Source organism: Bradyrhizobium hipponense, assembly GCF_008123965.1.
GTDB classification, from domain to species: domain Bacteria; phylum Pseudomonadota; class Alphaproteobacteria; order Rhizobiales; family Xanthobacteraceae; genus Bradyrhizobium; species Bradyrhizobium hipponense.
Genome location: NZ_VSTH01000194.1, coordinates 19,804 through 45,177, shown reverse-complemented (window position 1 = coordinate 45,177; position 25,374 = coordinate 19,804). Strand labels below are relative to the sequence as shown.

Annotated in this window: 24 protein-coding genes; 12 read left to right on the top strand and 12 right to left on the bottom strand. The window is 58.2% G+C overall.

From position 1 onward, the window contains the following. Positions 1 to 321 precede the first annotated feature (321 nt). Positions 322 to 585 (top strand): hypothetical protein, encoded by a 264-nt coding sequence (locus FXV83_RS39405; RefSeq protein WP_235940570.1) that lies wholly within the window; start codon positions 322 to 324, stop codon positions 583 to 585. On the opposite strand, the gene FXV83_RS39400 is transcribed toward FXV83_RS39405, so the two are convergent. After that, on the bottom strand, positions 586 to 1,818 hold the full coding sequence (locus FXV83_RS39400; protein ID WP_148745430.1) for a hypothetical protein: 1,233 nt from the start codon (positions 1,816 to 1,818) through the stop codon (positions 586 to 588). Positions 1,819 to 2,002: 184 nt separating this feature from the next. Between FXV83_RS39400 and FXV83_RS39395 the strand changes: the two genes are divergently transcribed. Together FXV83_RS39395 and FXV83_RS39385 are read left to right on the top strand one after the other, a co-directional pair. Further along, positions 2,003 to 2,248, top strand: a complete 246-nt coding sequence (locus FXV83_RS39395; protein WP_148745429.1) for a hypothetical protein — start codon at positions 2,003 to 2,005, stop codon at positions 2,246 to 2,248. An 814-nt stretch (positions 2,249 to 3,062) separates the two neighbouring features. Beyond that, positions 3,063 to 3,512 carry a hypothetical protein gene (locus FXV83_RS39385; protein ID WP_235940569.1) on the top strand — a complete coding sequence of 150 codons (450 nt, stop codon included), beginning with the start codon at positions 3,063 to 3,065 and terminating at the stop codon, positions 3,510 to 3,512. A gap of 42 nt (positions 3,513 to 3,554) precedes the next feature. On the opposite strand, the gene FXV83_RS39380 is transcribed toward FXV83_RS39385, so the two are convergent. After that, entirely contained in the window at positions 3,555 to 4,217 is a 663-nt protein-coding gene (locus FXV83_RS39380) for a hypothetical protein (protein WP_148745428.1), read from the bottom strand. A 61-nt stretch (positions 4,218 to 4,278) separates the two neighbouring features. Further along, the gene (locus FXV83_RS39375) at positions 4,279 to 5,016 is read right to left on the bottom strand and encodes a metallophosphoesterase family protein (RefSeq protein WP_148745427.1); all 738 of its coding nucleotides are present in this window, start codon (positions 5,014 to 5,016) and stop codon (positions 4,279 to 4,281) included. A 191-nt stretch (positions 5,017 to 5,207) separates the two neighbouring features. On the opposite strand from FXV83_RS39375, the gene FXV83_RS39370 reads away from it, so the two are divergent. Both FXV83_RS39370 and FXV83_RS39365 read left to right on the top strand, forming a co-directional pair. After that, positions 5,208 to 5,831, top strand: a complete 624-nt coding sequence (locus FXV83_RS39370; RefSeq protein WP_148745426.1) for a transglutaminase-like cysteine peptidase — start codon at positions 5,208 to 5,210, stop codon at positions 5,829 to 5,831. 549 nt (positions 5,832 to 6,380) lie between these two features. Further along, the gene (locus FXV83_RS39365; protein WP_235940568.1) at positions 6,381 to 6,926 is read left to right on the top strand and encodes a transglutaminase-like cysteine peptidase; all 546 of its coding nucleotides are present in this window, start codon (positions 6,381 to 6,383) and stop codon (positions 6,924 to 6,926) included. An 8-nt stretch (positions 6,927 to 6,934) separates the two neighbouring features. On the opposite strand, the gene FXV83_RS39360 is transcribed toward FXV83_RS39365, so the two are convergent. From FXV83_RS39360 to FXV83_RS39350, 3 genes are all read right to left on the bottom strand, one after another. Then, complete coding sequence (locus FXV83_RS39360; protein WP_148745424.1) at positions 6,935 to 8,203, bottom strand: hypothetical protein; 1,269 nt, start codon at positions 8,201 to 8,203, stop codon at positions 6,935 to 6,937. Between the two features lie 168 nt (positions 8,204 to 8,371). Further along, positions 8,372 to 8,647 carry a hypothetical protein gene (locus tag FXV83_RS39355; RefSeq protein WP_148745423.1) on the bottom strand — a complete coding sequence of 92 codons (276 nt, stop codon included), beginning with the start codon at positions 8,645 to 8,647 and terminating at the stop codon, positions 8,372 to 8,374. Between the two features lie 74 nt (positions 8,648 to 8,721). After that, positions 8,722 to 9,261, bottom strand: a complete 540-nt coding sequence (locus tag FXV83_RS39350; RefSeq protein ID WP_235940567.1) for a hypothetical protein — start codon at positions 9,259 to 9,261, stop codon at positions 8,722 to 8,724. A 268-nt stretch (positions 9,262 to 9,529) separates the two neighbouring features. Between FXV83_RS39350 and FXV83_RS39345 the strand changes: the two genes are divergently transcribed. From FXV83_RS39345 to FXV83_RS39320, 6 genes are all read left to right on the top strand, one after another. Further along, on the top strand, positions 9,530 to 10,717 hold the full coding sequence (locus tag FXV83_RS39345; RefSeq protein ID WP_235940566.1) for a polysaccharide biosynthesis/export family protein: 1,188 nt from the start codon (positions 9,530 to 9,532) through the stop codon (positions 10,715 to 10,717). A gap of 157 nt (positions 10,718 to 10,874) precedes the next feature. After that, positions 10,875 to 11,456, top strand: a complete 582-nt coding sequence (locus FXV83_RS39340; RefSeq protein ID WP_148745421.1) for a hypothetical protein — start codon at positions 10,875 to 10,877, stop codon at positions 11,454 to 11,456. Between the two features lie 29 nt (positions 11,457 to 11,485). After that, positions 11,486 to 12,970, top strand: coding sequence for an O-antigen ligase family protein (locus FXV83_RS39335; protein ID WP_148745420.1), 1,485 nt, complete (start codon positions 11,486 to 11,488; stop codon positions 12,968 to 12,970). Between the two features lie 142 nt (positions 12,971 to 13,112). Continuing rightward, a complete protein-coding gene (locus tag FXV83_RS39330) occupies positions 13,113 to 13,730 on the top strand; it encodes a hypothetical protein (protein ID WP_148745419.1) in 618 nt (205 codons plus the stop codon). A gap of 260 nt (positions 13,731 to 13,990) precedes the next feature. Next, positions 13,991 to 16,258, top strand: a complete 2,268-nt coding sequence (locus FXV83_RS39325) for a polysaccharide biosynthesis tyrosine autokinase (protein WP_148745418.1) — start codon at positions 13,991 to 13,993, stop codon at positions 16,256 to 16,258. Positions 16,259 to 16,543: 285 nt separating this feature from the next. Then, the gene (locus FXV83_RS39320) at positions 16,544 to 17,038 is read left to right on the top strand and encodes a hypothetical protein (RefSeq protein ID WP_148745417.1); all 495 of its coding nucleotides are present in this window, start codon (positions 16,544 to 16,546) and stop codon (positions 17,036 to 17,038) included. 483 nt (positions 17,039 to 17,521) lie between these two features. Here the strand turns inward: FXV83_RS39320 and FXV83_RS39315 are convergent, their stop codons facing one another. The 3 genes from FXV83_RS39315 to FXV83_RS39305 all read right to left on the bottom strand — a co-directional run bounded on the left by FXV83_RS39315 (position 17,522) and on the right by FXV83_RS39305 (position 21,215). Beyond that, a complete protein-coding gene (locus FXV83_RS39315) occupies positions 17,522 to 18,748 on the bottom strand; it encodes a glycosyltransferase (protein ID WP_148745416.1) in 1,227 nt (408 codons plus the stop codon). A gap of 252 nt (positions 18,749 to 19,000) precedes the next feature. Then, entirely contained in the window at positions 19,001 to 19,702 is a 702-nt protein-coding gene (locus FXV83_RS39310; RefSeq protein WP_187436474.1) for a class I SAM-dependent methyltransferase, read from the bottom strand. 25 nt (positions 19,703 to 19,727) lie between these two features. Then, a complete protein-coding gene (locus FXV83_RS39305) occupies positions 19,728 to 21,215 on the bottom strand; it encodes a hypothetical protein (protein WP_148745414.1) in 1,488 nt (495 codons plus the stop codon). A 52-nt stretch (positions 21,216 to 21,267) separates the two neighbouring features. Between FXV83_RS39305 and FXV83_RS39300 the strand changes: the two genes are divergently transcribed. Next, entirely contained in the window at positions 21,268 to 22,740 is a 1,473-nt protein-coding gene (locus tag FXV83_RS39300; protein WP_148745413.1) for an endo-1,3-alpha-glucanase family glycosylhydrolase, read from the top strand. On the opposite strand, the gene FXV83_RS39295 is transcribed toward FXV83_RS39300, so the two are convergent. The 3 genes from FXV83_RS39295 to FXV83_RS39285 form a co-directional block, all read right to left on the bottom strand. Beyond that, the gene (locus FXV83_RS39295) at positions 22,695 to 23,327 is read right to left on the bottom strand and encodes a WcaF family extracellular polysaccharide biosynthesis acetyltransferase (protein WP_148745412.1); all 633 of its coding nucleotides are present in this window, start codon (positions 23,325 to 23,327) and stop codon (positions 22,695 to 22,697) included. The genes FXV83_RS39300 and FXV83_RS39295 overlap by 46 nt on opposite strands. A 120-nt stretch (positions 23,328 to 23,447) precedes the next feature. Next, positions 23,448 to 24,119: an acyltransferase gene (locus FXV83_RS39290; RefSeq protein WP_210250791.1), complete on the bottom strand. Its 672-nt coding sequence runs from the start codon at positions 24,117 to 24,119 to the stop codon at positions 23,448 to 23,450. After that, the gene (locus FXV83_RS39285; RefSeq protein WP_148745411.1) at positions 24,116 to 25,372 is read right to left on the bottom strand and encodes a hypothetical protein; all 1,257 of its coding nucleotides are present in this window, start codon (positions 25,370 to 25,372) and stop codon (positions 24,116 to 24,118) included. The genes FXV83_RS39290 and FXV83_RS39285 overlap by 4 nt, the downstream gene beginning before the upstream one ends. Positions 25,373 to 25,374: the final 2 nt, after the last annotated feature.

Sequence of the window (25,374 nt, the reverse complement as noted above, 5' to 3'; positions counted from 1 at the left end):
GCCCTGCGCTATCGCAGCGGTCGGAGCAGATAAAACGGCGGTTGCCAGCAACCATGCGAGCTTGCGTGATGTCATGATTACGTTCTCCAGGCTTGCCCCAAGGCCAATCAGCCCTATTAATCCGGTTGCAGCAGGAGCCGTTCCTCGGGCGGCAAGGTTTGCGGTCAAGTCGAGGCGCGGGCGCCTCGTTCAAGCAACAAATCAGACCATGCAATCGACGAGCCGCGGCGCTTTCGCCTTTGGCCTGTGGAAGCTTTTTGATATGGTTCTGCAGGTGAATGCGGAAATGGATTGGGGAACGGCCAAGTGTCAGTCAGAAACATGCGAAAGACGATCGGGTTTGCCTTTGTCCTGGCGTTGGCCGTGCCCGCGACGGCTTCGGCCATAACGGCAGATGTGGCCCGCACATGTGACGCGGCAGTTGCGAAGGCATTTCCGCCAAAGCAGATTGGCAATCCCGCCGCCGGTAGCACCAAGGGATCTGCTAAGGAACAGCGCGATTATTTCAACAAATGCGTTGCGAATAACGGCAAGGTCGATGATCTGCCAGCGGATACGCCGAAGGACAGCAAGGCCAGCAAATAGCTACCTTCGCGACGGGCAGGGCGAGTAAAATGCGCCATTCGCCGCGTTGATGCGCTCGACGCATTGATTGGGATCGGTCACCGCGCCCGCCACAGTGAAGTCGTAGCCCATGCCTTTGACGACCACGACGTAACGGCCGGGCGACAGCACGAAGTCGTCGGTTTCGGGTTGCAGCAACAACATCCTGGGTTGATCCTCCACCGGGCCCACCTTGTAGGGGAAGGACATGCTGCGAATGACCCAGGAATCGCCGGCGCTGACCATGGCGGCTTTCCCGGTGGCATCGACGCCCATCGCCCGCGAGACCTTCGCGACCACCCGAACCTCGGTCCCACTTGCATCGACACCCCCGTCGGGCCGGAACACAATGAATTTGACGTCTCCACTCGTCAGCGTCGTCGCGCTTGGCGTGTTGATGGCGGCCGAGATCGCGACCCGGCGGTCCGGAATCTTACCGGGGAGCGGCTTGAGTTCCTGGAGCTGGCCCTCGTTCAGGGTGTAGACGCCGAACGTTGTCGGCAAAGGCATCGAGGGCTGCGCAGCTGGCGCCGGCTCCCTCGGGTGATCCGGTGTCCGTTCGAGTGTCTCACTGCTCGATGGATTCGCGGCAGCGGCCGGTTGAGGCTGGGGACTTGTCGACGCACGCTCGGACAATGCTGCGGACCGCCACAGTGCGACGGACTGTGTCCTCAACAGCGGCCAATACGTAACCGCCGCGCTGGCGCCAGCCATGATGACGAGGATGGTGGCCATTCTTCGGATCAGAGAGTTGATGGTGCCGCTCCGCTGGGATTGGCCGAGCGGTCCTGGCGGTGCGACAGGACGGGGCGGGGTGTCCGCAAGCTTCGGAACGGGCGGCGAAGTCGGAACGGGTGCGACAGCCGAAATCGGCGGGGGAGCAGGAGGACCGACCGGCGACGGATCCGACACGACGTCTAGCGCCATGTCTGGCGCTGCGGCCATCGCGTTGCGCTCAGGCGTGCCGCGTTCAAATGAAAGCTCAACCTCCCGAATGGCGCGTTCGAGCACTTGCTGGAGTTCGCGGGATTCCCGCGCGTCGGCATGGGTGAATTGTTCCAGGAGCTTGATGCGGGCCAACTCGTAAACGATCTCGCGGATCTGCCGCGGGTCGCCAGTTGTCTCGCGGATCTGCCTGGACAAAAGACGGACAAACCCGGCCTTGATCGCGTGCGTCCTTGAAGCGCTGGCGGCAGTGTCGCTGGGGTCGGTCATCAAGGCCGATCAAGTAACCCGGAAAAAGCTATTTCGCTAGGCTTTTCCGCTTCTAACCTTCCGCGTGGCAGCTCGCTTTTGATGGCAAGGTCTGCCAAGGGCCGGTCTTGGTCAACCAAAGGTGCTTGCTTTTGGGCAAGAACCTGTGACATTTCGCCGGAGTTCCTCTTTCCGGTGTTTGATCATGCGCGGCGTTTTGACAGCACTTACGTTTTTGTCCTTGATGGCTCAGCCCGCCTTTGCGCAAGGCGTCAAGGATCGGGCCAACGTGACCAGCAGCAGCATCCTGACGACACCGACAAAGAAGACGCAGACGACCGAGGCCGCCTCACGGCCCACCGCCGTCCGGAACCTTACCGGCAGCCTGCCTGCAGGAAAGACGGCACAAGGGGTCTGGAGAGATGGCAAGCTCATCGCCGTGCCTCGGTGAGGTCCCAAGCAACCGTGAAGGAACAGTGATCGCCTCCCTGACGTTCTCGCTCGGGAGATATCTCATGAAACGATTAGTCTTGATCGCTGCTGCGCTACTTGTGCCCGCAAGCATCTGGGCCCCAAGCACCTGGGCCCAGGGCGTCTATGATCCGTCGACCCCCAATCGGAACGTAATCATCGTCAATCCATCGCAGCCCTCGCCAAGCACGGCGACGCCGAATATTCCGAGCCAGATTCAGCCACCTCTGGTCAGCGGAGGGCGCGCGCGGCCCTATTACGGAAACAGAACGCGGGGTAGTGGGTCGAGCAGGCGATAGTCTGGTTATTGTCCGCTAGGCGTCATCCCGCCGCCGGTGGGAAAGTTGCTCGGACTGCTGACGGTCCGCACCTCGACATAGGTCAGTGTGATCGAACCCACGCTAGGGGTCACCTGGGTGATGTCGACAAACCGAGCTCCCGGGAAAAGCTTTTGGTCGAGGCCTTAGAAGATCTTTTCCCGCTCTGACCACAGGACGAAGGGACGAAGTGACCGCCGGCCTTCTGATCGACGGCTTCGTATTGCGTATGGATGACTTGCGGGTATTCGATCTGACCTGCCGTCGCAGACCGCATCCCAAACCAAATGAACAGAGCCAACAAAGCGATGCTGCGATGCTGCGAACCACGATGCTAAAATCCTCGTGCGCTAAAGGACAGACCTTGCCCGTGAATTTGCTTTGTTGCAATCGGCAAAGGTATAGATTGAGGAGGAAGAGATAAGAGACTTCCCGCTAGCCAGTGGTCATCCTTATGTCTCGTCTTGGAGCTATCGCTTGTGCGACCCCTTTCGACATCACCACTCGCTAGCTTATGCACAGCGGTTTGCGGCGCTGTCTCAAGCGGTCATCATTGCTGGTGGACTGGCCGTTGGTCTGGCCCGTTCGCCTCCATGTCTTGCTCAAACCGAGCCAGAGCCCTCGCTTAACGATTACCTTCCACCAAGCGAGCCCGAACTGACGCGCGAGGAATGGCGGCAGTGGATCGAAGATGCAAGGCGACGAGGCAAGGAGGTCGCGCGCGAGCGGCGCGAACACCCCGAACTCTACGTGCCGGTCCCGGAAGATCCAGAGATCGTCGCAACCGAGCGGGTGCTCAACGACGAAAGCTTGCAGCGAGGCGACATCATCGCGACCAAAAAGGGGATGTTCATCTACCAAGGGCGACCTGATCAACCGCGTCGCGAGCAGGACTTTGTGCCGATCCCTCCGAAAGCGGCGCGCTGAAAGTTCAGGGCAAGCCAGTCCGCAAGCTAAATCGCCCGAACGTCAGTACCGCCGCAAAATCTGGTTGAACTTGGGATCGGTCCCCTGGGTGACCTCCAGGAGCAGCGACTTGCCTTGCGGCGTCGCCTGCACGTAGGCCGCGATCAGAAGCTGCTCGTAGCCAGCGCGGTTGGCGAGCGCCGAGCGAATGTCCGATTGCGCCAGCAGCTTGATCTCTTCGTCGGCTGCCGCCGCGCTCGAAGTCACGGTTTGGATCCGTGCGAACGCAACGGCGACCGGCACGGCGCCGGCCAGGTAAGACATTTTCACCGCAGGCGTCACCGGCTCGCCCGACTGCGCCTTCAGCGTGCCGAGCGTGAGCCATAGCGCGGGCCGGATCGGCGATACTTTCAGGGCCGCAACCACGGCATCTTGGGCCGCCTTGTTCTCGGTAGCCCTGCTGTTCGCATCGGCTGCGGGATGGTGAAGAAAGTCCGCGGCTTTCGCTGCCGCGTAGTTCGCAAGCAAGTCGCCATCGAATGAAAACGGCGCCAGAACGCCCGATGAGGCTACATTGACCTTCTCGGGCGGAAACTCGCCCAAGAACAAATCGCTCGCCCGAAAGTTCGATCGCGTGAGATCGCCATAAAGTCCCAATCCGGCATAAAGCAGCAACATCACTGCGATGCAGGCGCCAACGATGCGAAGCAAGATCATGCGGTTCATAATGAATTCGAGAGGCTCGTGAGGCGGGGCGCGGGAGTTGGCCAGCAACTCTGCAAAAGCCCTAAAGTGCGAGCAGACTATCGCCCTGGATCGTGAGCAAGGTCAAGTTGCCGGTCGCATAAGCGCCGGTATCGATATTGATCCGGTTTGGCCGGATATCCGGAGCGCTGACCGGGGTATGGCCGTGAACGACATATTTGCCGAAGCGTCTGTCGGACTCGAGGAATTCCTCGCGGATCCAGAGCAGATCCTCGTCCTTTTGACGTTCGAGCGCTACCCCGGGCTTGACGCCGGCGTGAACAAAAAAGAAGTCGCCACACGCGAAGGACGAGCGGAGCTGCTGAAGAAAGGAAAGATGCTCCGGCGGAAGCGCGCGCCTCAAACCCTCGATCAGCTCAATCTGCTCCTCCGGCGTCGGATTCATCGTCGGGTTAATGCCGTAGGAGACAAGGGTCAGCAGGCCTCCGTAGTGGCGCCATTCCTGCAACCGTGCCGGGTCCTTGAGAACCTCGAGCAGGAAGACCTCATGGTTGCCCTTGAGGCAGACCGTCTCATGCGACTTCGAGCGTTCGATCAGGATATCAAGCACCGCGCGTGAGTCCGGGCCCCGGTCGACATAGTCGCCAAGAAAGACCTGGATGGCTCGTTCGGGAGCGGAGCGAGCAAGATCGGCGTCGATGACGGTTAAGAGGGACTGAAGCAAGTCGGCGCGTCCATGCACATCGCCAATGGCATAGATCCTCACGCCGTCGGGAAGCCGAGGCTTGACGTTCTTACGAAAGCGCTTGGAAAGGCCCATCAGCTGGTCGAATCGCGTCTGGCGTCATGAACGGACGTCATGATCGCTCATAGCAGAACAAATTACGCATCGGTATTCTTAATTGTTTGTGACGGAGTCGCGGCGGTTTTGATTAAAGGATGGCTCGGCCTTTGAGCCGGATTTCAAGACGTCTCGCGTAGCGTTTCCCCAACAAAAATGGGGAGCGCGACATGCGCAAAACTTTAAAGTTCCTGGTGGTTGCCGCCGCTCTATTGGCTGGGGGCCAGCACAAGGCCGAGGCCGCCTTTGTTGGTGCGCCGTTGGCGTTGCGCGGCGCCATCCAGTACATCAAGTTCGACCAGCCGACCTTGGCACCGATGGCGTTCACGATCTTTTGCCTGAAGTACCAGGGCGAGTGTAAGCCGCGACCGCAGCAAATCGTGTTCAGGGGCGGTCGTCTAAAGCTCACGGCCGAACGCATGGCTCTGCTTCAGGAGGTCAATCAGCGGGTCAACGGTGCGATCCGACCCGAGCCCAATTTGGAAGGGCTGCGCGGGGAGAAGTGGCTGCTGCATCCTGCGAGCGGCGACTGCAACGACTACGCCGTGACCAAACGTCACGATCTGATCGCCAAGGGTTTTCCGGCACGGTCGGTGTTGCTCAGTGAGGTCGTGACGACCTGGGGTGAGCATCATCTCGTGGTGGTGGTGCGCACGTTCTCCGGCGATCTCGTGCTGGACAATCTCACCGGGCACATCCTGCCCTGGTCGAAGAAGTCCTATCGCTGGGTCCGCATCCAGATGCCCAAGAATCCGAACTACTGGGCCTCACTTGGCGGCGATCGCAACGCCTAACGGATGCATCACCGCTGGCAAATTCCGGCCAGCCATTATCCGCGGTGGTCTCACCGTGCCAGCTCCGCAGGATTGCCGGACCGTGGCAAGACCCGTCTCTTGAAGTCTTCCGATCCGACAGGATTGGTGCGCTCGCTCCGCTCAACGGCGTCTGCGCGCTTTTTCCTCGCTACCTTTTTCTCGCCCCTTTACGTACGCGACTGCGGCCGCCAGCACCTCGGCAAGGTTCTCGATATCGTCCAGCCGTGAATGTTTCCACCGTGACCACGGACGGCAGGAATCTCATTCACGAATTCCTGGCCGAATGCCCGGTCGTAGGATGATCTGTGCCCGGCAACGACCTTCAACAAACCAGGGAACAAATACATCCAAAGATTGTTAAAGTTGTTGTTTGATCGGTTCGCATTCAGCCGGTGAGCCGTACTTTGAGAGGTGTTTTGTGAATTCCCCCTCCGCACCAACGGGGAGCACAAGATGCGCAAGGCTGCGAGATTCTTGGCGAGCGTCTCGATCGTATCGATTTGGGTTCCGCACCACGCAGAAGCGGACTTGATAACCTCTCCAATGGAGCTGCGCGGCGCAATTCAATACATCAAGTTCGATGCGACGACCCTGCCGCCGATGGCGTTCACGATGTTCTGCCTCAGATACGAGAATGAGTGCAGGCCTCACCGGAGGGTGTTCAGAGGCGGCCGGCTCAGGCTGACGCCTCAGCGCTGGACCGAGCTCAACCAAGTCAACCGTCAGGTGAATCTTGCGATCCGACCGGAACCCAATCTGAAGGGCGTGACAGGCGAGAAGTGGCTTCTGCATCCCGCCAGCGGCGACTGCAACGACTACGCCGTAACAAAACGCCACGATCTGATCGCGAAGGGCTTTCCGGCGCGCGCGGTGCTGCTCAGCGAGGTCGTGGTGCCTTCGGGTGAGCACCATCTCGTCGTCGTGGTGCGCACCTTCTCCGGCGATCTCGTGTTGGACAGTCTCACCCGGCACATCCTGCCCTGGTCGAAGAAGCCCTATCGCTGGGTCCGCATCCAGACGCCCAACAATCCGAACTACTGGGCATCACTGGGCGGCGAGCACGACGCCTGGTAACCCGCGCTTCATCGTGAGGACTGGCTGACGCTCTGCGACAATCCCAGTCCCACGATCACCGCAAGGCAAAGGATTGCTGCCGGGTGCAGCAGTCCCGGACCGGCGAAGCCCTGAACAAGCACGAAGACAAGACAGGCCGCGGCCGCCGCAGGGAAGAACGAGTCGCGGCCGCGCTGCAAAGCGCCGAAGAACAGGCGCATCAAGGCGGTCAGGCTCACCACCGCCGCGGCAAATAGGCCGATCCATCCCATATCGGCGACGATGGCTGTGGCCGCTGAAGGCGCCAATAGAGGCGCACCGGCATCGCTCAAGTAGATCCGGCCTACGGCCGAAAAGGTCCCTGCGCCCGCCCCGAACCACCTCGTATCGGCCAACATGCGTTCGAGCGCTGCTCTCGTTTCAGCCTCGATGTTTGGGACTAGCCGCAAGAGGATGGGCCCGGAACTCTTTTCGAAGAGGAAGGTCAGGACAATCGTTGCTCCGATCAGTGCGGCTACCGACAGTGCGCCGGCCGCCAACGGTGACAGGTCGAGCCGGCGAATGACAAGGATCAGCAGGATCAGCACCAGGCCGAAGACCGCGGCGATCGCGCTGTTCGTGCCGGACAAGCCAAAGCTCGCAGCCGCGCTCGCCAGAGCGCCCACAAGACCGCAAAGGCCGATCGCAATCGAGCGAACCATCGAATGACGCGTTTCGGCCCGCTCAGCGGCCAGCTGCATGACGGCTAAATTGAGCATGACACCAAGGCCGGCAAAGGTTGTCGCCAGGTCAGAGGGCGCGGCAGCCATCAGGCCCGGCGAGATCCAATGCAGATCCAAGGCTACGGCGCCAACCGTTGCTATGCCGCTCAGGACAAAAAGAACCAGCTCGGCGCGGCCGCGGTCGCGGACCACCACGATGGTAACGCTGAGAAGAGCGAGAGCGGCAAGCGCCAAGAACAGCGCATTCAACGTCAAGCCGAGGTCGGCCGTGATTGGCCCAAAGGCCAGCCCGCCCAAGGCATCGTGTACACTCGCCCAGATCGGATGGGCCGAGTTCAGCCAGAGCGGCGCGAGCTGGGCGGCGATACAAAGAGGAATGGCGATCAGAACCCAGCGGCTCCAAGCGGTGGCACGCAGATAGTGCTCGTAATCGGCCTTTCGTGCGCTGAAGGCGGCGGCCAATAGGCTTAAGGCCGCAGCCATCATCCCGAGCTGTACGCCGAATTTGGCGCCGGCAATTTCGAGAGCTGAAGCGGAAACAATAGCGACGATGAGGGCAAAATAAGCGAGGGACAAACAGCGCGCTCGAAGGAATCCTGAACCGGTCAGGTCACCATACAAGCGGTCGATCGGTTTTCAAACAGAGGTGTGGGCGTACAGGGCGGGGAAGCGCTTCATGCATGCTGAACAAACGGAGCTCGCCCAACGATTCTCCGGGAAGCTCTTCGAGCACTGTTGAAGCGATCAGCGGGCGGGCTTGAGTGGACGAGCAAACACGCGGGCTGCACGACGGGCAGCGAGGCCAAAGCGCGCGGCTGAGCCGAACAGATAGCCGGCCTGGAGAGCAACGGCCGCAAGCACCAGGTTCTTCAAGCCTTCAAGGAAGCTGACATCGGCCACCCATCCAACCGGAATGGCGGCAAGCATCATAACGAAGGTAAGCGGCAGGAGCACCAAGACCCGAAAGCGTTGGCCCAGCACAGCACCTACAAGAAAACTCAAAATCAAAAACTCGGTCATCCGAAACACTCCGTGCTCCGGACCCTAGGTTCCGCCCCCTAAAAAGACCCTTAAGTCGTATGGCTAAATTTTGTCTATTGCCCGCAATTTGCCAGCAGCGAATGATAGGCTTCGCGAAGCCCGTTCAAAGCCACCACGCCTCTGATTTCGCTATCGGTTTCTTTGACCACCACGGTAAGCGAGGGCGTCGTTTGCCACTTGCCGGCGGCAAAGGCGGAGACCTCGTCAGGCAAAAGGACGGCGGCACCAGCCGCGGCCATGCTGGCCTCGAACGTCAAGGTGCCTCCTGTCGCGGAGGAAAGCGTGACCTTGGGGTGGCTCTTGGGTGGGAACGGCCAAATCAAGGCCACCAACACGTCGAGCTTGCCATGAGGCGCGCAGCGGACGATCAGGCCGGCGAAGCTGGGGTCGAATTGGGTCGTATCGGCGGTCTTCATGATGGAGGCGAAGCTCTCACCTTCCTTTGTCGCTTGGGTGCGGGTGAACTTCCAGCTCGAGGCGGGCGCCGCTACGGGAATTAGAGGCTGGCCGCGGCAAGCCAGGTCGGCGCCACACGGATCGGCCGGCTGGGGACTCCAGGCAAAAAACAATGCTGCGACTGCGAAAAGCGCCACGTCAGAAATCTATTCAATCGGCCCGAAACGCAGGCGAGCGGGCAGTCAGCTGGCTCCTTATGCGATTGCCTGATTAAGCAGCACACAGATTATGACAAAGGGTCACAAAGGCTTAATGCGGGTTCCGATACGTTGCGCAAGCGCAACACTCTCAACCAGATCGCACCGTTAACCACGCATTTGGGCTGCGAAGCCTTGTCGCAGTTCGCGGCGCACCGTACCAATTGACTCAATTGGGGAACCACCGGGCGCCTTCATGCATGCATTTGTGACTCGTGTTTTGACGCCGGCGCTTTTGAGCGTCGGCTTGGCGCTTGGGGGCTGCTCGACCAATCCCGGCTCGGGGCCGTTAACCGACGACGTTAACAACCACGTCCAGACGGCCAGTGCGCCGGCCTACGAGCTCGTGCCGATCAATCCGGCGACGGTCAACATTCTACATACCCATGAACCGAAGGGTCTCGCGGGGGCGTTCACGGACAAACGGCCGCCGGCCAGCATCGTGTTTGGCATCGGCGACGTGGTCAGCGTCACCATCTTCGAAGCCGCGGCGGGCGGTCTGTTCATCCCGGCCGAAGCCGGCGTCCGTCCGGGCAACTTCGTGACCATCCCCGATCAGTCGGTCGATAATGACGGCTTCATCACCGTGCCGTATGCCGGTCAGGTCAAGGCGGCGGGTCTCACGGCGGTGCAAATCCAGCGCTCTGTCGTCGAGAAAATTGCCAATCGCGCCATCGAGCCGCAGGTCGTGGTGGCGATGGCCTCGCAGCGGACCCAGCTGATCAGCGTGCTCGGTGAGGTCAATTCGCCGGCCCGCTATCCGGCGAGCGCCGCGGGTGCGAAGGATAAGGTGCTCGACGCCATTACCCGCGCCGGCGGCATCAAGGGTCAGGGCTTCGAGACCTGGGTCATGCTGGAGCGTGCCGGCAAGCGGGCGACCGTGCCGTTCGAGAACCTGGTCATGAGCCCGGAAAACAATATCTATGTTCGGCCGGACGACAGCATCTACGTCTATCGCGAACAGCAGAAGTTCCTGGCGTTCGGTGCCAGCGGTCAGAGCGGCGAGTTCAACTTCGATGCATGGCGCATCAATCTCGGCGAAGCCGTTGGCAAGGCGGGCGGTCTGCTCGACGGCCAGGCCGATCCGGCTGCCGTGTTCCTCTATCGCCGCGAGCCGCGTGAGGTTGCTGCCCAGCTTGGCATCGACGTCAGCAAGTACACCACCGAGACGATCCCGGTCATCTTCAGCGTGAACTTCCGCGATCCGGGTGGCTTCTTCCTCGCCACCAAGGTCATGATGAAGAACCAGGACATCCTCTACGTCTCGAACTCGCGCAACGTCGAGGTCACGAAGTTCCTGACCTTCCTCCGAGTGATCATGGCGACCGGCAGCGATGCGGTGAACCTGTCGAACGACGCCCTGATCTTCCGCAACAACATCAAGCTGGCGCCGTAAGGCGGAGCCAACTTGGTTGACGAAAACGATGGCACCGGGCTTTGTCCCGGTGCCATTTTCGTTTAGCAATCACAGCGGTTCTGTTCGAGTTTGGATCAAGGCACCACTGAGCAAGGCTCACCAGTGATCGGTCACCCCGCAGGGTTGCAAGGTCTTCATGCGCTTTGGACGGCAAGCATTCTGGTGTTTCCTGGCTGTGGTCGTTGCGGGTCCCGCTCTGCTTGGCGAGGCTGCCGGCGAAGCTCAGCAGCTCGGTGTCCGCCATCGGATTGACGCGGTGGTCTCAGCTGAGCCCGATGCACCAATTTTTCAGCACCTGCGCGGGGCTAAGGGCGAGCTCTTCTTCACCGTCCGACTGTCGGCGAACGCGAAGGAGAGCCGGTTCTTCGGAATGCTGCACCCCTCGTTCTCAGACATTGTTGTTCCCGACGGCGCGGCCAAACCTCTCGTCCGCCAGACCAAGCTATGGGAGGAAGAGCTCTGCCATCAGCGTCGCGGGCTTCCGAAAGTGACGGTAACCCAGCTCGCGGGACGTTTCGGCGAGGGGGACGGGCAAATCGAGATATCCGGCATCAACCGCCACATCGGGCTTCTGGTCCCGCCGGATGAATTAACCCCCGGAATCAAACTCGATTCGGGAAGTGATAACCTTGGGCTATTCTACGGCTTCCGGGCGCAGACCCGGGTCAGCCGCCTCAACGTGGATCTGAAGATCTATCCGATCGATTGCTTCCTCTAGAGCGAGAGCCAAGGCCGGCCTGAACGACGATGCGCCTTCTTCCCCATATAAGCTGGTCGTGGAGCTGGCCCGCGACCTTCATCCTGTTCTTCGTCGTGGCCGGCGCGCCGTTTCCATTCGGCTCGACCAACGATCTGTCGATCGCGTTCTGGTGCCTGTGCCTGGGGCTCGCCTTGATGGCGGCGCCGACGCGCGACTTGCGCCGACCCCATCTCTGGATGATCGCCGGCATCGGGGTGATCGTGGCCGGATATGCCTTCGTGCTGCATGAGCAGCTGTCCGATCATCCCTGGATCGCACCGTTCGATCCGATCTGGAAACAGGCCTCGGATCTGTTGGGCGTGCCGATTGCGCCGTCGGCGTCCATCGTCAAGAACGAGGCGTTCTTCGCATTGGGCGCGCCGCTTGCGAACATTCTGGCGATCCTGCTCGGAATCACCGTCGGCGCGAACCGCGAGCGCGCGCGGCAAATGCTCTGGGTTATCGCCGTTTCCGGCAGCCTCTACGCGCTCTACGGCGTGCTCTCGTTCCTGATCGAGCCCACCATGATCCTGTGGCGGGACAAGACGGCTTATGTGGGCAGCGTCACCGGCACTTTCATCAACCGCAATACGGCGGCGGCCTATTTCGGCTCGTGCGCGGTGATCTGGATGCTGCTGATCCTGGAGGCCGTCCGCCGCCGTCTTCCGGAGCGGCACCTGATCTGGAAGCGCGTCTCGCGCGATGTCGCCGAGATCCCGCCGCGAAAGATCCTGCCGCAGCTGGCCGCGCTGTTGATTTGCCTGATGGCGATGTTCATGACCGGCTCGCGCGCCGGCGTCAGCCTGTCGCTGCTCGCGATGATCGTCGCCTTCACCATATTCCTGCGCAAGGGCCTGCCGCCGCGGACCGGAATCTGGATCTCGCTCGGCTCCGGCGTCGTGGTGGCGCTCGGCCTGATGCAGCTGCTCGGCGGGCGGGTCTCGAGCCGGTTCGATAGCCAGGGGCTGGTCGATGAGGGCCGCATCGAGGCGTGGAAGTCCACGCTGCGAATCATCGCCGACAATCCCTGGTTCGGCACCGGCATGGGCACCTTCCAATGGGCCTTCCCGCCCTACCGCAGCCCCAACGTCTCGATTCGCGGCATCTGGGACATCGCGCACTCGACGCCGCTGGAGCTCGCCTCGGACGTCGGCATCCCGATGGCGCTTTTGGTGGCGACCGCCTGGGCGGTCATGTTCGTCATTCTGGGCCGCGGCGTGTTTGCCCGGCGGCGCGATGTCATCATTCCGCTCGCGGCCGCGGCGACCGCGAGCCTGTCGCTGCTTCATTCGTGCCTCGATTTCACGCTGCAGATCCCCGGCTATTCCATTCCGTTCTTTGCGCTTTTCGGTGCCGGCCTGGCGCAATCGTTTCGCTCGGGCGAGGCGCAGCCAGAGGCTGCCGCGAGTCCGGCAACGCCGATGGAAGCGGGGCAGAGCAAGGGCGCCCAAACGACGCGGCGGCGCGAGCTTGCGGTTCGCAAAACCGTCTAATTTTGAAGCGGTTACGCTGTTTATGAAGTTTTTACGATACATGGACAGCGGCTTCTACTTACGCTAGCTTCTGCACCGCACAGGTCATTCACCCGCGCTATGTGGTGTACGCCGGGGGCAGCTGATATTTTGGAGATAAGTTATGAGCGTTATCAAGTTTGCGCTTCGTCTGGCCGCGGCCGCGGTACTCGCTGCGACCATTTCAACGGCCGCCAGCGCCGCCGTTTATCCGCCGCAGCGCCAGCTGCCGGCGCAGGTCATTTCCGATTTCAAAGGCTCACCCACTAGCCTGTTGCAGCAATATCCGGGCGCCGGCGCGCAGTTGATCTCGCGCGTGCGCGATCTCGGCGCCTCCGATCCCACGACGCTTCCCGGCCTGATCGCGCTGCTGAAGGATTCCGCGACGACGAAAGACCAGATGCGTGCGATCGTGGCCGGCCTTGCCCAAGTCGCCCGCATGGCCGCGCAGACCGACCAGGCCTACGGCAATGAAATCCAGACCGCGATCGCAGGCATCGGCAACCCTGACGTGATCGCCGCCTATCAGGCCGCAACTGGCGACGTCGCGATCGCTGCGACCGGCGGCGGCGCGGCCGGCGGTGGTACCGGCGCGGGCGGCCCGACCGGAACGAGCGGGTCTGCGAATGGTGGCAATGGTAGCGGCGGCACCACGTTCGGCAGCAACACGACGGCGAACAATGCAACTAACCCCGGCAGCGGTTCGGTCAGCGGTGCGACCAACAGCGTGAGCCCGCGATAAGCGGCTCTCACGGCGGCGTCGTCTCGACATCACGACAGCGGCGCCACGGGCGCCGCTTTGCTTTTGGCCCTGTTAAGGTTCACATGAAATAGGCACGAGTTGCTGTGGTTGCGCCGCATCAATGACGTTCAATTGCAGATGACATGTGCTAGGCTTTCGCGTGGCGTGTGTTTTGTGGGCCGCGTTCGTTCCCGAACGCCGCGGGGCTGTTGGTAGACTTCCAATCCTTTAGCTAATCGATCCATTTCAGGAATTGCTGGATGTTGCAGGTGAACAAGCCACCCTCGGAGATCAACCGCGATTTCGCCGAGGTTGACAGCTCCCCGTCACAGACGCTGACCTCCTATCTCGCCATCGTCCGCCGCCAGTTCCCGACCATGCTGGCGATTTCATCCGCCTGCGTGATCCTGGCGCTGCTCTATCTCTTCACCGCCGCGCCGTTGTTCACCTCGACCGCGCAAATGGTGATCGACACCCGCAAGGTGCAGCTGTTCCAGCAGCAATCCGTGCTGGGCGATGTCGCGGTCGATTCCGCCACGGTGGAGACCCAAGTCGAGATCCTGAAATCCGAGAACATCAGCCTCGCCGTGATCCGCGACTTGCACCTAATTGACGATCCCGAATTCACCGGCAGCGGCGGCGGACTATTGGGGGCCATTGTCGGCTCCATCGCTAGCGTTTTTTCTTCAACCGGAACTCTCTCTGAGTTCGAGCTGACGCGGAGGGCGCTGGAACGTTTTGAGAAGAATCGCACGATTAGGCGTGTTGGACTGACTTACGTTATGGAGATCGGCTTTACCTCAAGCGATCCCTTCAAGGCCGCGAGGGTCGCCAACGTGATCGCAGATGCCTATATCGTCGACCAGCTCGAGGCGAAATACCAGGCGACCCGCCGCGCCAGCGTCTGGCTCCAGGACCGCATCAAGGAGCTGCGCACCCAGGCCTCCGCCGCGCAGAAGGCGGTGGTTGATTTCAAGATCGCCAACAACATCGTCGACAGCGGCGGCCGGCTGATGAACGAGCAGCAGCTCGCGGAGGTCAACAGCCAGCTGATCATGGCGCATGCGGCGACCGCCGAAGCCAGGGCACGGCTCGATCGCATCAACGACATCCTCAAGCAGGACATCCCGGACGCCAATGTCGCCGACGCGCTGAAGAACGACACCATCGTCAAGCTGCGCGGGCAATATGTCGACATGGCCTCCAAGGAATCGATCTGGGCGATGAAGTATGGCTCGGATCATCTGGCCGCCGTCAACCTGCGCAGGCAGATGGCGGAGATCAAGAAGAACATCATCGACGAGCTGAAACGCATCCAGGAATCCTACAAAAGCGATTATGATATTGCGATAACGCGCGAGGAGAGCATCAAGGGAAGCCTCGCCAACGTCGTCTCTGAATCCCAGCTCACCAACCAGGCACAGGTAGCTCTGCGCGAGCTCGAGAGCAACGCGCAGTCCTACCAGGCGATGTATGACAATTTCCTCCAGCGCTACATGGAGAGCGTGCAGCAGCAATCGTTCCCGATCACTGAGGCGCGTGTAATCAGTTCGGCGACGACCCCGCTGGTCAAGAGTGCTCCAAAAAGCCTGGTGATCCTGGCCGGTGCGCTGCTCGGCGGCCTAATCCTCAGCCTCGGTGCCGCCCTGGCGCGGGAACTTTCGGATAATGTGTTCCGCACCACCAGCCAGGTGGAGGAGCAACTCGGCACTAGCTGTATCGCAATCTTACCGGCGCTCGGCGCGGCCGCTTCCGGGCCGGGACTTGGCGCGAAGTTGCTAGGTGGCAAGCTTGCCAGCAAAGGCAACCCGCAGCCGGATCTGTTGCGCTATCTCATCGAGAACCCGCTGTCGCGCTTCGCGGAAGCCGTGCGCTCGCTGAAGGTGGCGGTGGACCTCAATTCCATCGTGCGCGAGAACCGTGTGCTGGCGGTGACCTCGACCCTGCCGAACGAGGGCAAGAGCACGTTGTCAACCAACCTCGCCCAGCTGATGGCACATAGCGGCGCGCGGGTGATTCTCGTCGATTCCGACCTGCGCAACCCCTCGCTGTCGCGCGCGCTGGTGCCCGATGCCAGGATCGGCCTGGTCGACGTCGTCACCCAGAAGGCGCGGCTCGAGGACGCACTGGTCGTCGATCCCGAGACCAAGCTCTCGATCCTGCCAGCGGGCACCACCTCGAAGCTGCTGCACACCAACGAGATCCTGGCTTCGAAGGCGATGCACGCGCTGGTGACCCAGCTCCGCTCGCAATTCGATTATGTGGTGCTGGACATGCCGCCGATGGCGCCGGTGGTGGACGTGCGCGTCACCTCCGCCTTCGTGGATTCCTACGTGTTCGTGGTGGAGTGGGGCAAGACCAGGACGGACGTGGTGCGGTACAATCTGCGCGGCTCGCCGGAGATCCAGGACAAACTGCTCGGCGTGGTCCTGAACAAGGCTAACACCAAGCTGCTCGCCCGATACGAGTCCTATCACGGCCGCTACTACTACCAGAAATACTATGCCCGTTATGGCTATGAGGAATAGCACGCGCGGGTCCTCATGCTGAGGAGCTTGCGAAGCAGGCATCTTCATGCGTGGCTTCGGGGAGGACTCGCTTTGGTCGGGCTCGTGAGTGCGCTCTGGTCTGCTCTCTTGTTGCCCCAGTTCTGGTTGGCGATGCCGCGGAAGGACTTTATAGCACGCGTGATCGCCGACTACCGGTTCAAGCCTGGCACTCTGAACACCACACTAATATCACTCGAGGCGAACTCGGCGCCCTCTGTCCTCCGGAGTGACAGGATCAGGGACGAAGCACTAATTCGACTGCGCTTGGTGGAGGAAACGAATGCGAACAGCCTGCAGGACCGCGAGCGCCAACTCGCATTAACGACCGTGGCCATCAGGAATTCGTTTTCTGCTAACCCAGCAGACGCGTTTCTTTGGCTTCTCTTCTACTCAGCTCAGACTGCAACCAACGGCTTTCAGGCCGAATATCTAAGTTACGTCGAGCGCTCATACCAACTTGGTCCACGGGAGGGCTGGATTGCTCTCCGCCGCAACCGAATGGCGCTGGCGATGTTTCCATTCGCGAGCGAGTCACTCAGAGATATGATTGTTTCCGAATTCGTCGGCTTAGTGGACGCGGGTCTAATTGAGGATGCTGCCTCCAATCTAACGGGGGTCGGCTGGCCATACAAAGACCTGTTACTCGCCAGTCTGGAGACTGCTGATATCGTTTCGCGAGAAGCATTTGCGAAGCGACTGGTCAAGGATGGTGTAAAAGTACCTGTGCCGGGCGTCCAGACGAACGAAAGACCGTGGTAGTGTTCCACTTCAGATCAAAAGTCTTCGTTAGCGTCGTTTGCAAAGTGTTTCTTACAATGATCGTTACGCTGAGAACAATTGACCCTGCGAATGCAGAAAGCACTGCCAAGCTCACCATGCAGGGACCCGCGCACTCGAACTCCGCGGTCATTCGCGATGCGTTGGGGAAGCCTTGTTTGGACGTCGAGGCTGCGGCGCGTCCCCACGTGTCGAATTCAAATATGCTGGATCACGTAGTCAGCGTCAAAAACAATTGTGTTCGCAAAATCAGCGTAAAACTCTGCTATTTCGGCTCCGATAGATGCAATACCTTCGATCTTCAGCCGTACAAAAGGGTCGAAACGGTTCTCGGTACAATGATGAAAATATCGATGTTCCGGTATTCTATAGATCAGAGGTAAGTCAAAATCAGGACTAGGCCCGTACAGTTCGCTGGTGCTTAGCAGAGCTTTCTAGATACTCAAGCGCACCCGGTCGATCCGATTATCTCGCGTGCATAGCATGGTCAATGCTGACTGCTCTCTTGCGCTCCGATCCAACCGTTGCGATGAACTTCTCAATATTCTCGTTGATATCGAAGTGTTGGCAGAACGTAGCTCGGGCAGCGGCTGCCATATCACGCCTTTCAGTTGGAGATAACTTGGCGAAGGACTCCAAAAGAGAGTTGATTCCATTTTGGTCATCGCTCGCGATTAAACCGGCGCCACTATCCGCTATCTCGCGCCAGATGTTTACCTTCTTCGTAATCAGGACGGGCTTACTGCAAGCAAGAGCTTCCACTACCACTATCCCGAAGTTCTCTTGGTGTGAGGGTAGAATGAAGGCCTCAGATCCGTGAAAAGCTCCCCATTTCTGATCTCCATTCAACATTCCAGGCCAATGAATGCGTTCGTCTAGTCCAAGAGATGCGGCATGTGCCTTGAGCTGCTCAGCCCAACCGATCTGATCTGGTCCAGCCATAACCAGATCGAGATCGGGCATGTCTGAAACGACGTTCGCGAACGCCTCGATCAGCAAATCGCATCCTTTTTTTGGATGAATTCTGCTAAGAAACAGCAGAAACTTTCTTGATCCCAATGCCGGCAACTGCGTTCGGAAACTTTCAATCTGCGTCTGTTTATCGCCGGTGACGTCCGCTGTCCCGTAGCCAACAACAACCTCCTTTGCTCGGTAGGGCCAGAAAGAGTTGTGCGCGAGCATACGTTCCTCTTCACACGTAAATAGGACGCCCGCCGCTCCTGCAAGGAGTGGGCCCTCGTTGAATAGCCAAGATACTTGCTTGAAAAAGGTTTTGACTGGAGACGTGCGACGAAACCATGGATCGAGCATGCCGTGAGTATAAACAAAGTAGCGTACGTTGGATGATAGAAGGGACCAGCGCGCCGCTGCAGTGGCGAAATTCCAAAGCCCATTTACGACAACTACATCATGCTCCGGCGCATGCTCTTTTAGCCAATGGATCAACTTGGGCGTATAGCCGTAGTGTACCCAAGGCAATCGCTTTCGCCTTTGCCGGATGTCATGGGGCAATGTTCCGAGGGGAATAATTGGTATGGGCGAGTCCTTGACCCAAGGGTCGGACGGATGGTCAAGAGTGACGACCTGATGTTGATGGTAACGCACAGCTAATGCGGCGCATGAGCGGAATATGCCTTCGACAGGGCCGCCATAACTGGGGTTCGCGGTCGGAATGATATGCAGGATCTTCACTATTCTTTTCCAACCGTAAACAGGGGTATATCGTTCTTCTGAAATTTTTCGTAGTTGCCCGACGGTACCTGTACAAAGGCGGCAAGGCCAGCATTTGTGATTGACTGCTTGGAATCTCGGTAAACCCGTTGGTCATAGACCAACCGAGTCGGGCTGCCGTCATGATGGGGGCAGGTTAACCGCTCGAAAGCAGATCAGCAACTCGACGGGCCGACAAGCAAGCGCGTGATATCGATCTAAGAACGGCCAAGTCTACCTGCTTCGGCCACTATCTGTCCGCTTGCGCAAGAAGATCATGTAGATGGTTTTTAGCGGCGGGGGAGTGAGATACTGCAGTACCTTAAACGTACGATAGATGATCGGACGATTGGCATGGTAACCAGGCTCAGCATCCCAAGTGTAGACGAAGTGCTCGAATTGAGAGGAAGGGAAGTGCTTGAGCAAGGCTCGCCGCGTGTTTAGTCGATATACAGCCGGAAAAATATCTTCCTCCTTTCGCTCCGGTTGGGCCGCTTTCAATACCGTACGAGCAATCGCTTCTGGAACTAGCTGATTGGCGAGCCCGATGTATCCATACTTGTTAGGTGTTCGAGCGCACAGCCATCCACCAGGCTTCAAGAGTCTCTCCAACTCGCGTGCACTAGTCGCCGGATCAGGAATATGCTCGAATGTAAAATCCGAGAATATCAGGTCTGCAATCTCATCTTGCAGCTGACAACTGCCATCTCTATCCAAAAGATAGGCTTGATCGACGGAAGGGTTGCTTAAAACAGCCTCGTCGACGTCGACGCCGATCACTTTCGAAACCTTCCCCTTCAGGTTTCGCAAAGCGCGCGAATACGGACTGCCTAGCTCAATATGGCCAACTCCTCGTCCTGCGCCGAAATCGACAACTACTGAATCTCGGTCGACGAGCGCGTTCACGCGCTGATAAAACGCGACAGTGCCGTCCACTCTGGAGAATCCGCCTGCAGAAAGTTCAGGGAAGAAGGTTGAGTCGATGCTTTGATGAGTCATAATTCGGCGCTGCTTGAGTTGATGCTCGATGTCGTCGGCGAAGCGCGTTGGCACTAGCCCCTTTGGAGATCAATAGTGCGACAGCTACAATCGCCAGCGAATGCAAGACAATTTCGGAAAACCCTACTTGGAAGGGACCACGAAGAACTATAAGGGCCAGCATCGCGGACATGCAAACAATCAATTGCCATGGCGAAAATTCTTCGGAAACAGTAGCTCGCCTCTCCAGCCAATCCAACGTGGCCACCACAAGAAGGGGAAAAATCAATGCTCCTAACAGGCCGAATGCAAAATAACCTTCGACGGGGGGCGGTGAGGATAGATTGTCCGTTCCATAGCCTTGGTACTCTTTCAGGTAGCTGAACATTGTTAACGTTGGATGTTCGCCTTTGTCACTCCAGACACTGCGGGGAACAAAAAAGAGTAGGGCTCCGAATAAGTTAGCCCCGAATGAAATTCCTTGCTCTCGGACCCATACGAGCGTGTAGCAGAGGATGTTGAGTGCGTCGTAATCCATATGCGCAAAGAAGTTTTGCAAGGTTCGTTGATCAACCTTGTACGAATTGTATCGGAAGATGCTGTTAAAGATCGGAGACACAGAAATCGCAGCTAGCACCACGTACACAAGCAAGCGAGACCTTCTCCAACCGAAAATGGAAAGCAACATAAAGCCCAAGAGCGCGGATGACTGGTACCTCGCATGAATGAGCGGGTTATTCACTAGAACCGCCGCCACAGCGAGTACGCCGAAGGCGGCGGTTCCAAGATCGCTCGACCACCGGTAGTTAATTACGAGCCCAATGAGCGCGGCAGCAAGAACGAAAGGGCTCAAAAATCCGTTCAGGACGATTACCCCCGTTTTCGAAGCGTCGTCTGCCAATTGGTCCGACAGTGCCTGGCGGTTCGTCAGCAGAACGGGAAGATAATAAACTAGCAATGCAGCGGTAATGGCAGCTGCAACCACAAACAAGACGAGGGTACTTCGAGGGCGAAATCGTAAGAGGCTGCCACTGAGAAATCGCGGACTAGCCACGGGTCGTAATGGCGCAGGTGCGCGTTGCACAACTGCGATTAGTCCAGCAATTGTGAAGGGGACGCACAACAGCGATGCTTCAAGCAGAATGTCCGTGTCGTTGAAAATCGGCGAGGTCTTCTCTGCAATTTGCTGCAGGGGCGCTATACCGTGAAAAATGAGGTTGAACAGGAAGAAGACCGTGAACAATGGAAAGCCCCTGCCCATCGAAATGAGCAATCCAGTCAGCGCCAATCCGCCATTCACAGCTAGTACGAGTTCGGATAGAAGCGCAAATTCCGCTTGACCGGAGGATACGATGAATGACCAAATGAGGTAGCTGCCCAGCGAAAACCCGAGCACAAAGTCCGTCAATGAAACTATGGTTGCGGTCGGTTGGATTTTCGGAACTGCGGCCCGTCCAGAAAGAGCAGCCATCTCAGCAGTTCTATTTCGTCGCCAAGTGTTGATAAAACATGCACTTTTATAAATGAGCTCCGCTGAAACAACAAGAAGAAAGTTGTTGCCCCTTCAAGGCAACCGGCGAGGATTCTTGGTCAGAGCCGGCGCAGCAGTCTTTTGTTCGTCTGCGCGCCCGCGAGAAGTACAAGCCAAAGCCCTGCCACATAAGGAGGCTCTTGGCCGCCGAGTTTTCGCTCACTGGCATATATTTCGGCGCTCATTCGACAATAAACCTCCTCAGCAGGATCTATATGCGAACTATCTTTCGCCGGCAGCGCTGGGAGGAAAATATCGCGGTTCCGGTGGGTTCATCCGAGAGCGGCCGCTTCCAAGGTCACCTCTGGCGAGTCCTGATTGGTCCGTATTGGATATGGTTCACGATATCCGTGCCGCCGTTGCGGTGGGCATTGATGGTTTCCAGTTCAATATTGGCTCAACTAAACAAGATTCTTATTTGTATTGGTTGCCGTTGTTGGACATGCTCGCTGCGTGTGAGCGTCTTGATGTTACGTTCTCGATTATGTTGTCGCTCGACTGTGCTGTTCTAGCTCGCGACTTGCCTATAACGGAGCTAGCGGATGCACTAGCAAGTGTGGCTAAGCGCATTCCGATTGCTCGCACACCCGATGGACGCCTTATCTTGGGAGCGTTCGCGCCAGAACGGTGGCCGGTTACACGATGGAGACAGCTATTTGCGGAGCTGGCTGCCAAAGGCGAAGTGGTCTACTTTGCCCCAAGCTTCCTAAATGGTTCCGAAGCATTTCCCTACCTGCCTCTCGTGGATGCTGCGTCGATCTGGGGGGGGAATCGCTCCAGCCAATTTGCGGCCATTGAGAGCTTCGCTTTACTCATTCGAGCAGCGGGAAAAGGTTGGATCGCCCCCGTGTGGCCTCAAGACGTTCGGCCGAAGGATTTTTGGTACGTAGAGGCCGGCAACAGCCGGCTTTTTCGGCAGGGATGGGAACGCGCGATCGCAGCCGACGCGGACGCAGTGGCAATTGCTACGTGGAACGACTATTCCGAAGGATCGGAGATACAGCCGTCTACAAGCATACAACATGCATTTTACGACCTGACCGCTTTTTTTGTCGGCTGGTACAAGGAACGAAAGCAGCCATCTATTGCTAAAGATGTTCTCTTTTATTTCCACCGCGTTGAATCGACGGACGCGCAGGCCGGAGGCTCTCTGCAGACGTCGCGATTTACTCGCCGGTTCGACGATCCTGAGTCTAATGAGATTGAATTGCTTGGATTCCTCACAAGCGCTGGGCGGCTTGAGATCGAGACGAGTAAAGGAATCGTCAATGTTGATGCCACCGGGGGAATTACGTCGCTCAGGGCACCCTTAGTCTTGGGTCGCCCGACATTTCGCCTGGTCAGAAGCGGCAAAGCTGAGATCTCATTTGCCAGCGCTTATGAAGTCCGAGCCGAGTCACAATACCAAGACCTTCTTTATCATAGTGGTTCTTCCGATCGTCCCGCAATAGCGTCCTCTGATTGATGTACCAGACCGTCGCTCAGAGCAGGGCGGCGATAACCTTTGAACTCGGCGGGATATCCGGCCACGATCATGCCTGCTTCCACCGACTGCAGCACGGTGCTTCGCGCGCCAACGATCGAGCCCATCCCGATAGTGACCCCTGGCGCAATGAAGCAATCTGCAGCAATCCAAGCTTCTCGCTCGATTATGATTGGCCTGTCGACGAGCCGAAAGGCGATATCTCTGTAGTCGTGCGTTGCAGCACAAAGATAGGATCGCTGAGATACAACGGCGTTGTCTCCTATCGTTATTTCGCCTAGCGAGTAAAGTTCAGCGTTGTCGCCAATCCAGCAATGGTGCCCCAATTTAACTTTCCAGGGGTACGTGATGCGGGCAGATGGTCTAACCAAAACACCCTCGCCGACTTCGGCGCCAAAGAGTCTTAGTAGAAACCTGCGCCAGGCGTAGGCTGGCTGTGGCGACAAGTTGAAGAGCGTCAGTTGAACGGTTTGCCAGAGTATTACCGTGGCTCCTGATCGTCCTCTGAATCCCGGAGGGGCTTTGGATCGTGAAAGGTCCTGGAAGATCGGCCGTTGATCGATCAACATTATACCTCACAGTTGTAGATCTGTAGTCGGGGATGTAAACTTGCCGCTATGATTGGAGCGCACTTGAAACTTGGTTTGGATACCTCCTCCGCGCCCTACGATCCAGGCAAGTTGGCTGGCCTAGTAGCAAGGTCCCGCCCTCCGCGTGAAATATGCAGCGTTCGGATCAAGGTTGCGCTGGCGCTTCGCGGGTACTCCAGAGTACAGGCCGTAAGGTTCTTGGTAAACGTGAGACAAAACCGATCCTGCACTTAGAACCGAGTAGTCCGAGAGCTTCGCCCCTGTGAGGATAACGCACCGCGTGCCGATGAAACAGTAGCTCCCGATCTCGATCGGCGCACATCTTTGTCGCGCTTCAGTTATCTTGATCGAGTGTGTGATTATTTGCGTATTCCAACCAGCAATCGTTGTGAACGCGCCTACGACGACCCTGTCGGTGCAGTCGATGCGATGAGAATTCGTGATGGCAGCTTGATCGTTGATCTGCAGAGATGGAAAACGATCGCTCCCTTGAAATGCATCACTGCTGCTTATCGGATAACCGGATATCCAATTCTTGTTTCCTATGGTCGCGCCGCCCCCGAGTGCAATCTCTTCGAGGTATCGTGCAAAGTTGAGGTGGCCGATTCTACTGTTCGGTCCCATGTTCAGGCGCAGCGTTGCAAGAAGAGAGAAGCCGATCTTAGCGGTTTGATGGATGTGCCAACCGAAAGCGGCATTGAGGATCCAGCGACGCAAGCGCCATGGTAGGCACAAGCACGCGAGCTGCAGCAGGATCATCCTGCGTTTCATGCCAAGCCCCTTCGCCATGATCGTGAGATGAATAGAGCTGATTGAAGTATTAAGCTCGTGAATTCGATGAGGATCAAAGAGTAAATGGAATTTGTGCTGAATACGGGGTAGATCAACAGAACTGGCACAACGTTTGCTATGACCAGGATGATGGTGGTTTCGGCCGCTTTCGACCGAAGGATTAACGCGCGTTGCAATGTCGCCGCTGCGGCAATGCCTATGATGCACGGCGAGTAAGCAGCAAGCCCCAAAGCAAGCGAAGGACTGGACCGGAATAGCGCAAGTGACGATGCAGCAACTGTAATCGTTCCCAGAGCTCCCAACCTGACCGCCGTAGAAGCCAGCAACATGGCAGTCGGCGTCCACTTCTTCCTCCTAAGATCCTCCGCGAAATCTCTGATGTCGACCCTCAGATAGAAGCCCAATGCTTGGTAACCGATACCGATTAGCTGACGGCAGTACAAGAAGAGCGCAACGAGACCAGCCGGCAGAAGCTGTGCTGCCAGCAAGACCTGGACTCGAAAGAGCAAATGGCCCGGGAGCGTCGTTAGCATGTAGGGCAACGAAGCTGTTGCGATGCTGATGACATGTTGCGGCGACAACTCACGGACAGCAGATCGCCATCGAATCTGGGCTGCGATAACTTGGAAGGATACAGAAAGGCAGATGCATGCCGCAAATAGTGCTCCGAGCGCACGCCCGGCAGTCAGCATGTCGAGGCCAGAACAAATAGGAAGCGCGATAGCAACGCCAGCGATGGGGATCGCCTGCGTCAGACCGGATATTCCACTCCGCCCCGCTCCGTCGAGTAAGCCAACTGCGTTGAAGCCATGGCAGAGCATACCAAGGCTGGCGTATTTTAGATATTCGTTGAAGAATGTAGCGGGTTGACTCAGGGCGTAGATGTAAAATGCGCCGGCAAATACCGCTGCTGCGGCGACCCGAAATTGGCTGAGACAAACATAAATCCCAATTGCCGACGGTCGGTTCATGCTTGGGGCGACCACCTCCTTAGCTAGGTAGAGAGCCCCTCCCCAGTCTGCCACGAAAAAAATGAAGGTTGTCAATGCATTGGCTGTGCCAAATTCAGCAATCAGCTCGTAGTGGCCCATCCAATACAGATACGTAGTCGCAGAAAACTGGGCGCCTTGGCCGAGGCCGAAACTAAGCACTAGGAGGATCAGATTGCGGGTCTTCGACGATGATCCCAAGCCATGTAGGAATTTCCAGGATCCAGCTAAAGAAAGGTTCATGC

Bases quoted from the DNA above. Each gene is read 5' to 3' on its own strand.
- FXV83_RS39375 (WP_148745427.1), bottom strand. From the start codon at position 5,016: ATGGGCCTTTCCAAGCGCTTTCGTAAGAACGTCAAGCCTCGGCTTCCC.
- FXV83_RS39405 (WP_235940570.1), top strand. From the start codon at position 322: ATGCGAAAGACGATCGGGTTTGCCTTTGTCCTGGCGTTGGCCGTGCCC.
- FXV83_RS39395 (WP_148745429.1), top strand. From the start codon at position 2,003: ATGCGCGGCGTTTTGACAGCACTTACGTTTTTGTCCTTGATGGCTCAG.
- FXV83_RS39295 (WP_148745412.1), bottom strand. From the start codon at position 23,327: ATGTTGATCGATCAACGGCCGATCTTCCAGGACCTTTCACGATCCAAA.
- FXV83_RS39355 (WP_148745423.1), bottom strand. From the start codon at position 8,647: ATGACCGAGTTTTTGATTTTGAGTTTTCTTGTAGGTGCTGTGCTGGGC.
- FXV83_RS39325 (WP_148745418.1), top strand. From the start codon at position 13,991: ATGTTGCAGGTGAACAAGCCACCCTCGGAGATCAACCGCGATTTCGCC.
- FXV83_RS39335 (WP_148745420.1), top strand. From the start codon at position 11,486: ATGCGCCTTCTTCCCCATATAAGCTGGTCGTGGAGCTGGCCCGCGACC.
- FXV83_RS39285 (WP_148745411.1), bottom strand. From the start codon at position 25,372: ATGAACCTTTCTTTAGCTGGATCCTGGAAATTCCTACATGGCTTGGGA.
- FXV83_RS39330 (WP_148745419.1), top strand. From the start codon at position 13,113: ATGAGCGTTATCAAGTTTGCGCTTCGTCTGGCCGCGGCCGCGGTACTC.
- FXV83_RS39340 (WP_148745421.1), top strand. From the start codon at position 10,875: ATGCGCTTTGGACGGCAAGCATTCTGGTGTTTCCTGGCTGTGGTCGTT.
- FXV83_RS39300 (WP_148745413.1), top strand. From the start codon at position 21,268: ATGAGCTCCGCTGAAACAACAAGAAGAAAGTTGTTGCCCCTTCAAGGC.
- FXV83_RS39290 (WP_210250791.1), bottom strand. From the start codon at position 24,119: ATGAAACGCAGGATGATCCTGCTGCAGCTCGCGTGCTTGTGCCTACCA.
- FXV83_RS39400 (WP_148745430.1), bottom strand. From the start codon at position 1,818: ATGACCGACCCCAGCGACACTGCCGCCAGCGCTTCAAGGACGCACGCG.
- FXV83_RS39305 (WP_148745414.1), bottom strand. From the start codon at position 21,215: ATGGCTGCTCTTTCTGGACGGGCCGCAGTTCCGAAAATCCAACCGACC.
- FXV83_RS39370 (WP_148745426.1), top strand. From the start codon at position 5,208: ATGCGCAAAACTTTAAAGTTCCTGGTGGTTGCCGCCGCTCTATTGGCT.
- FXV83_RS39380 (WP_148745428.1), bottom strand. From the start codon at position 4,217: ATGAACCGCATGATCTTGCTTCGCATCGTTGGCGCCTGCATCGCAGTG.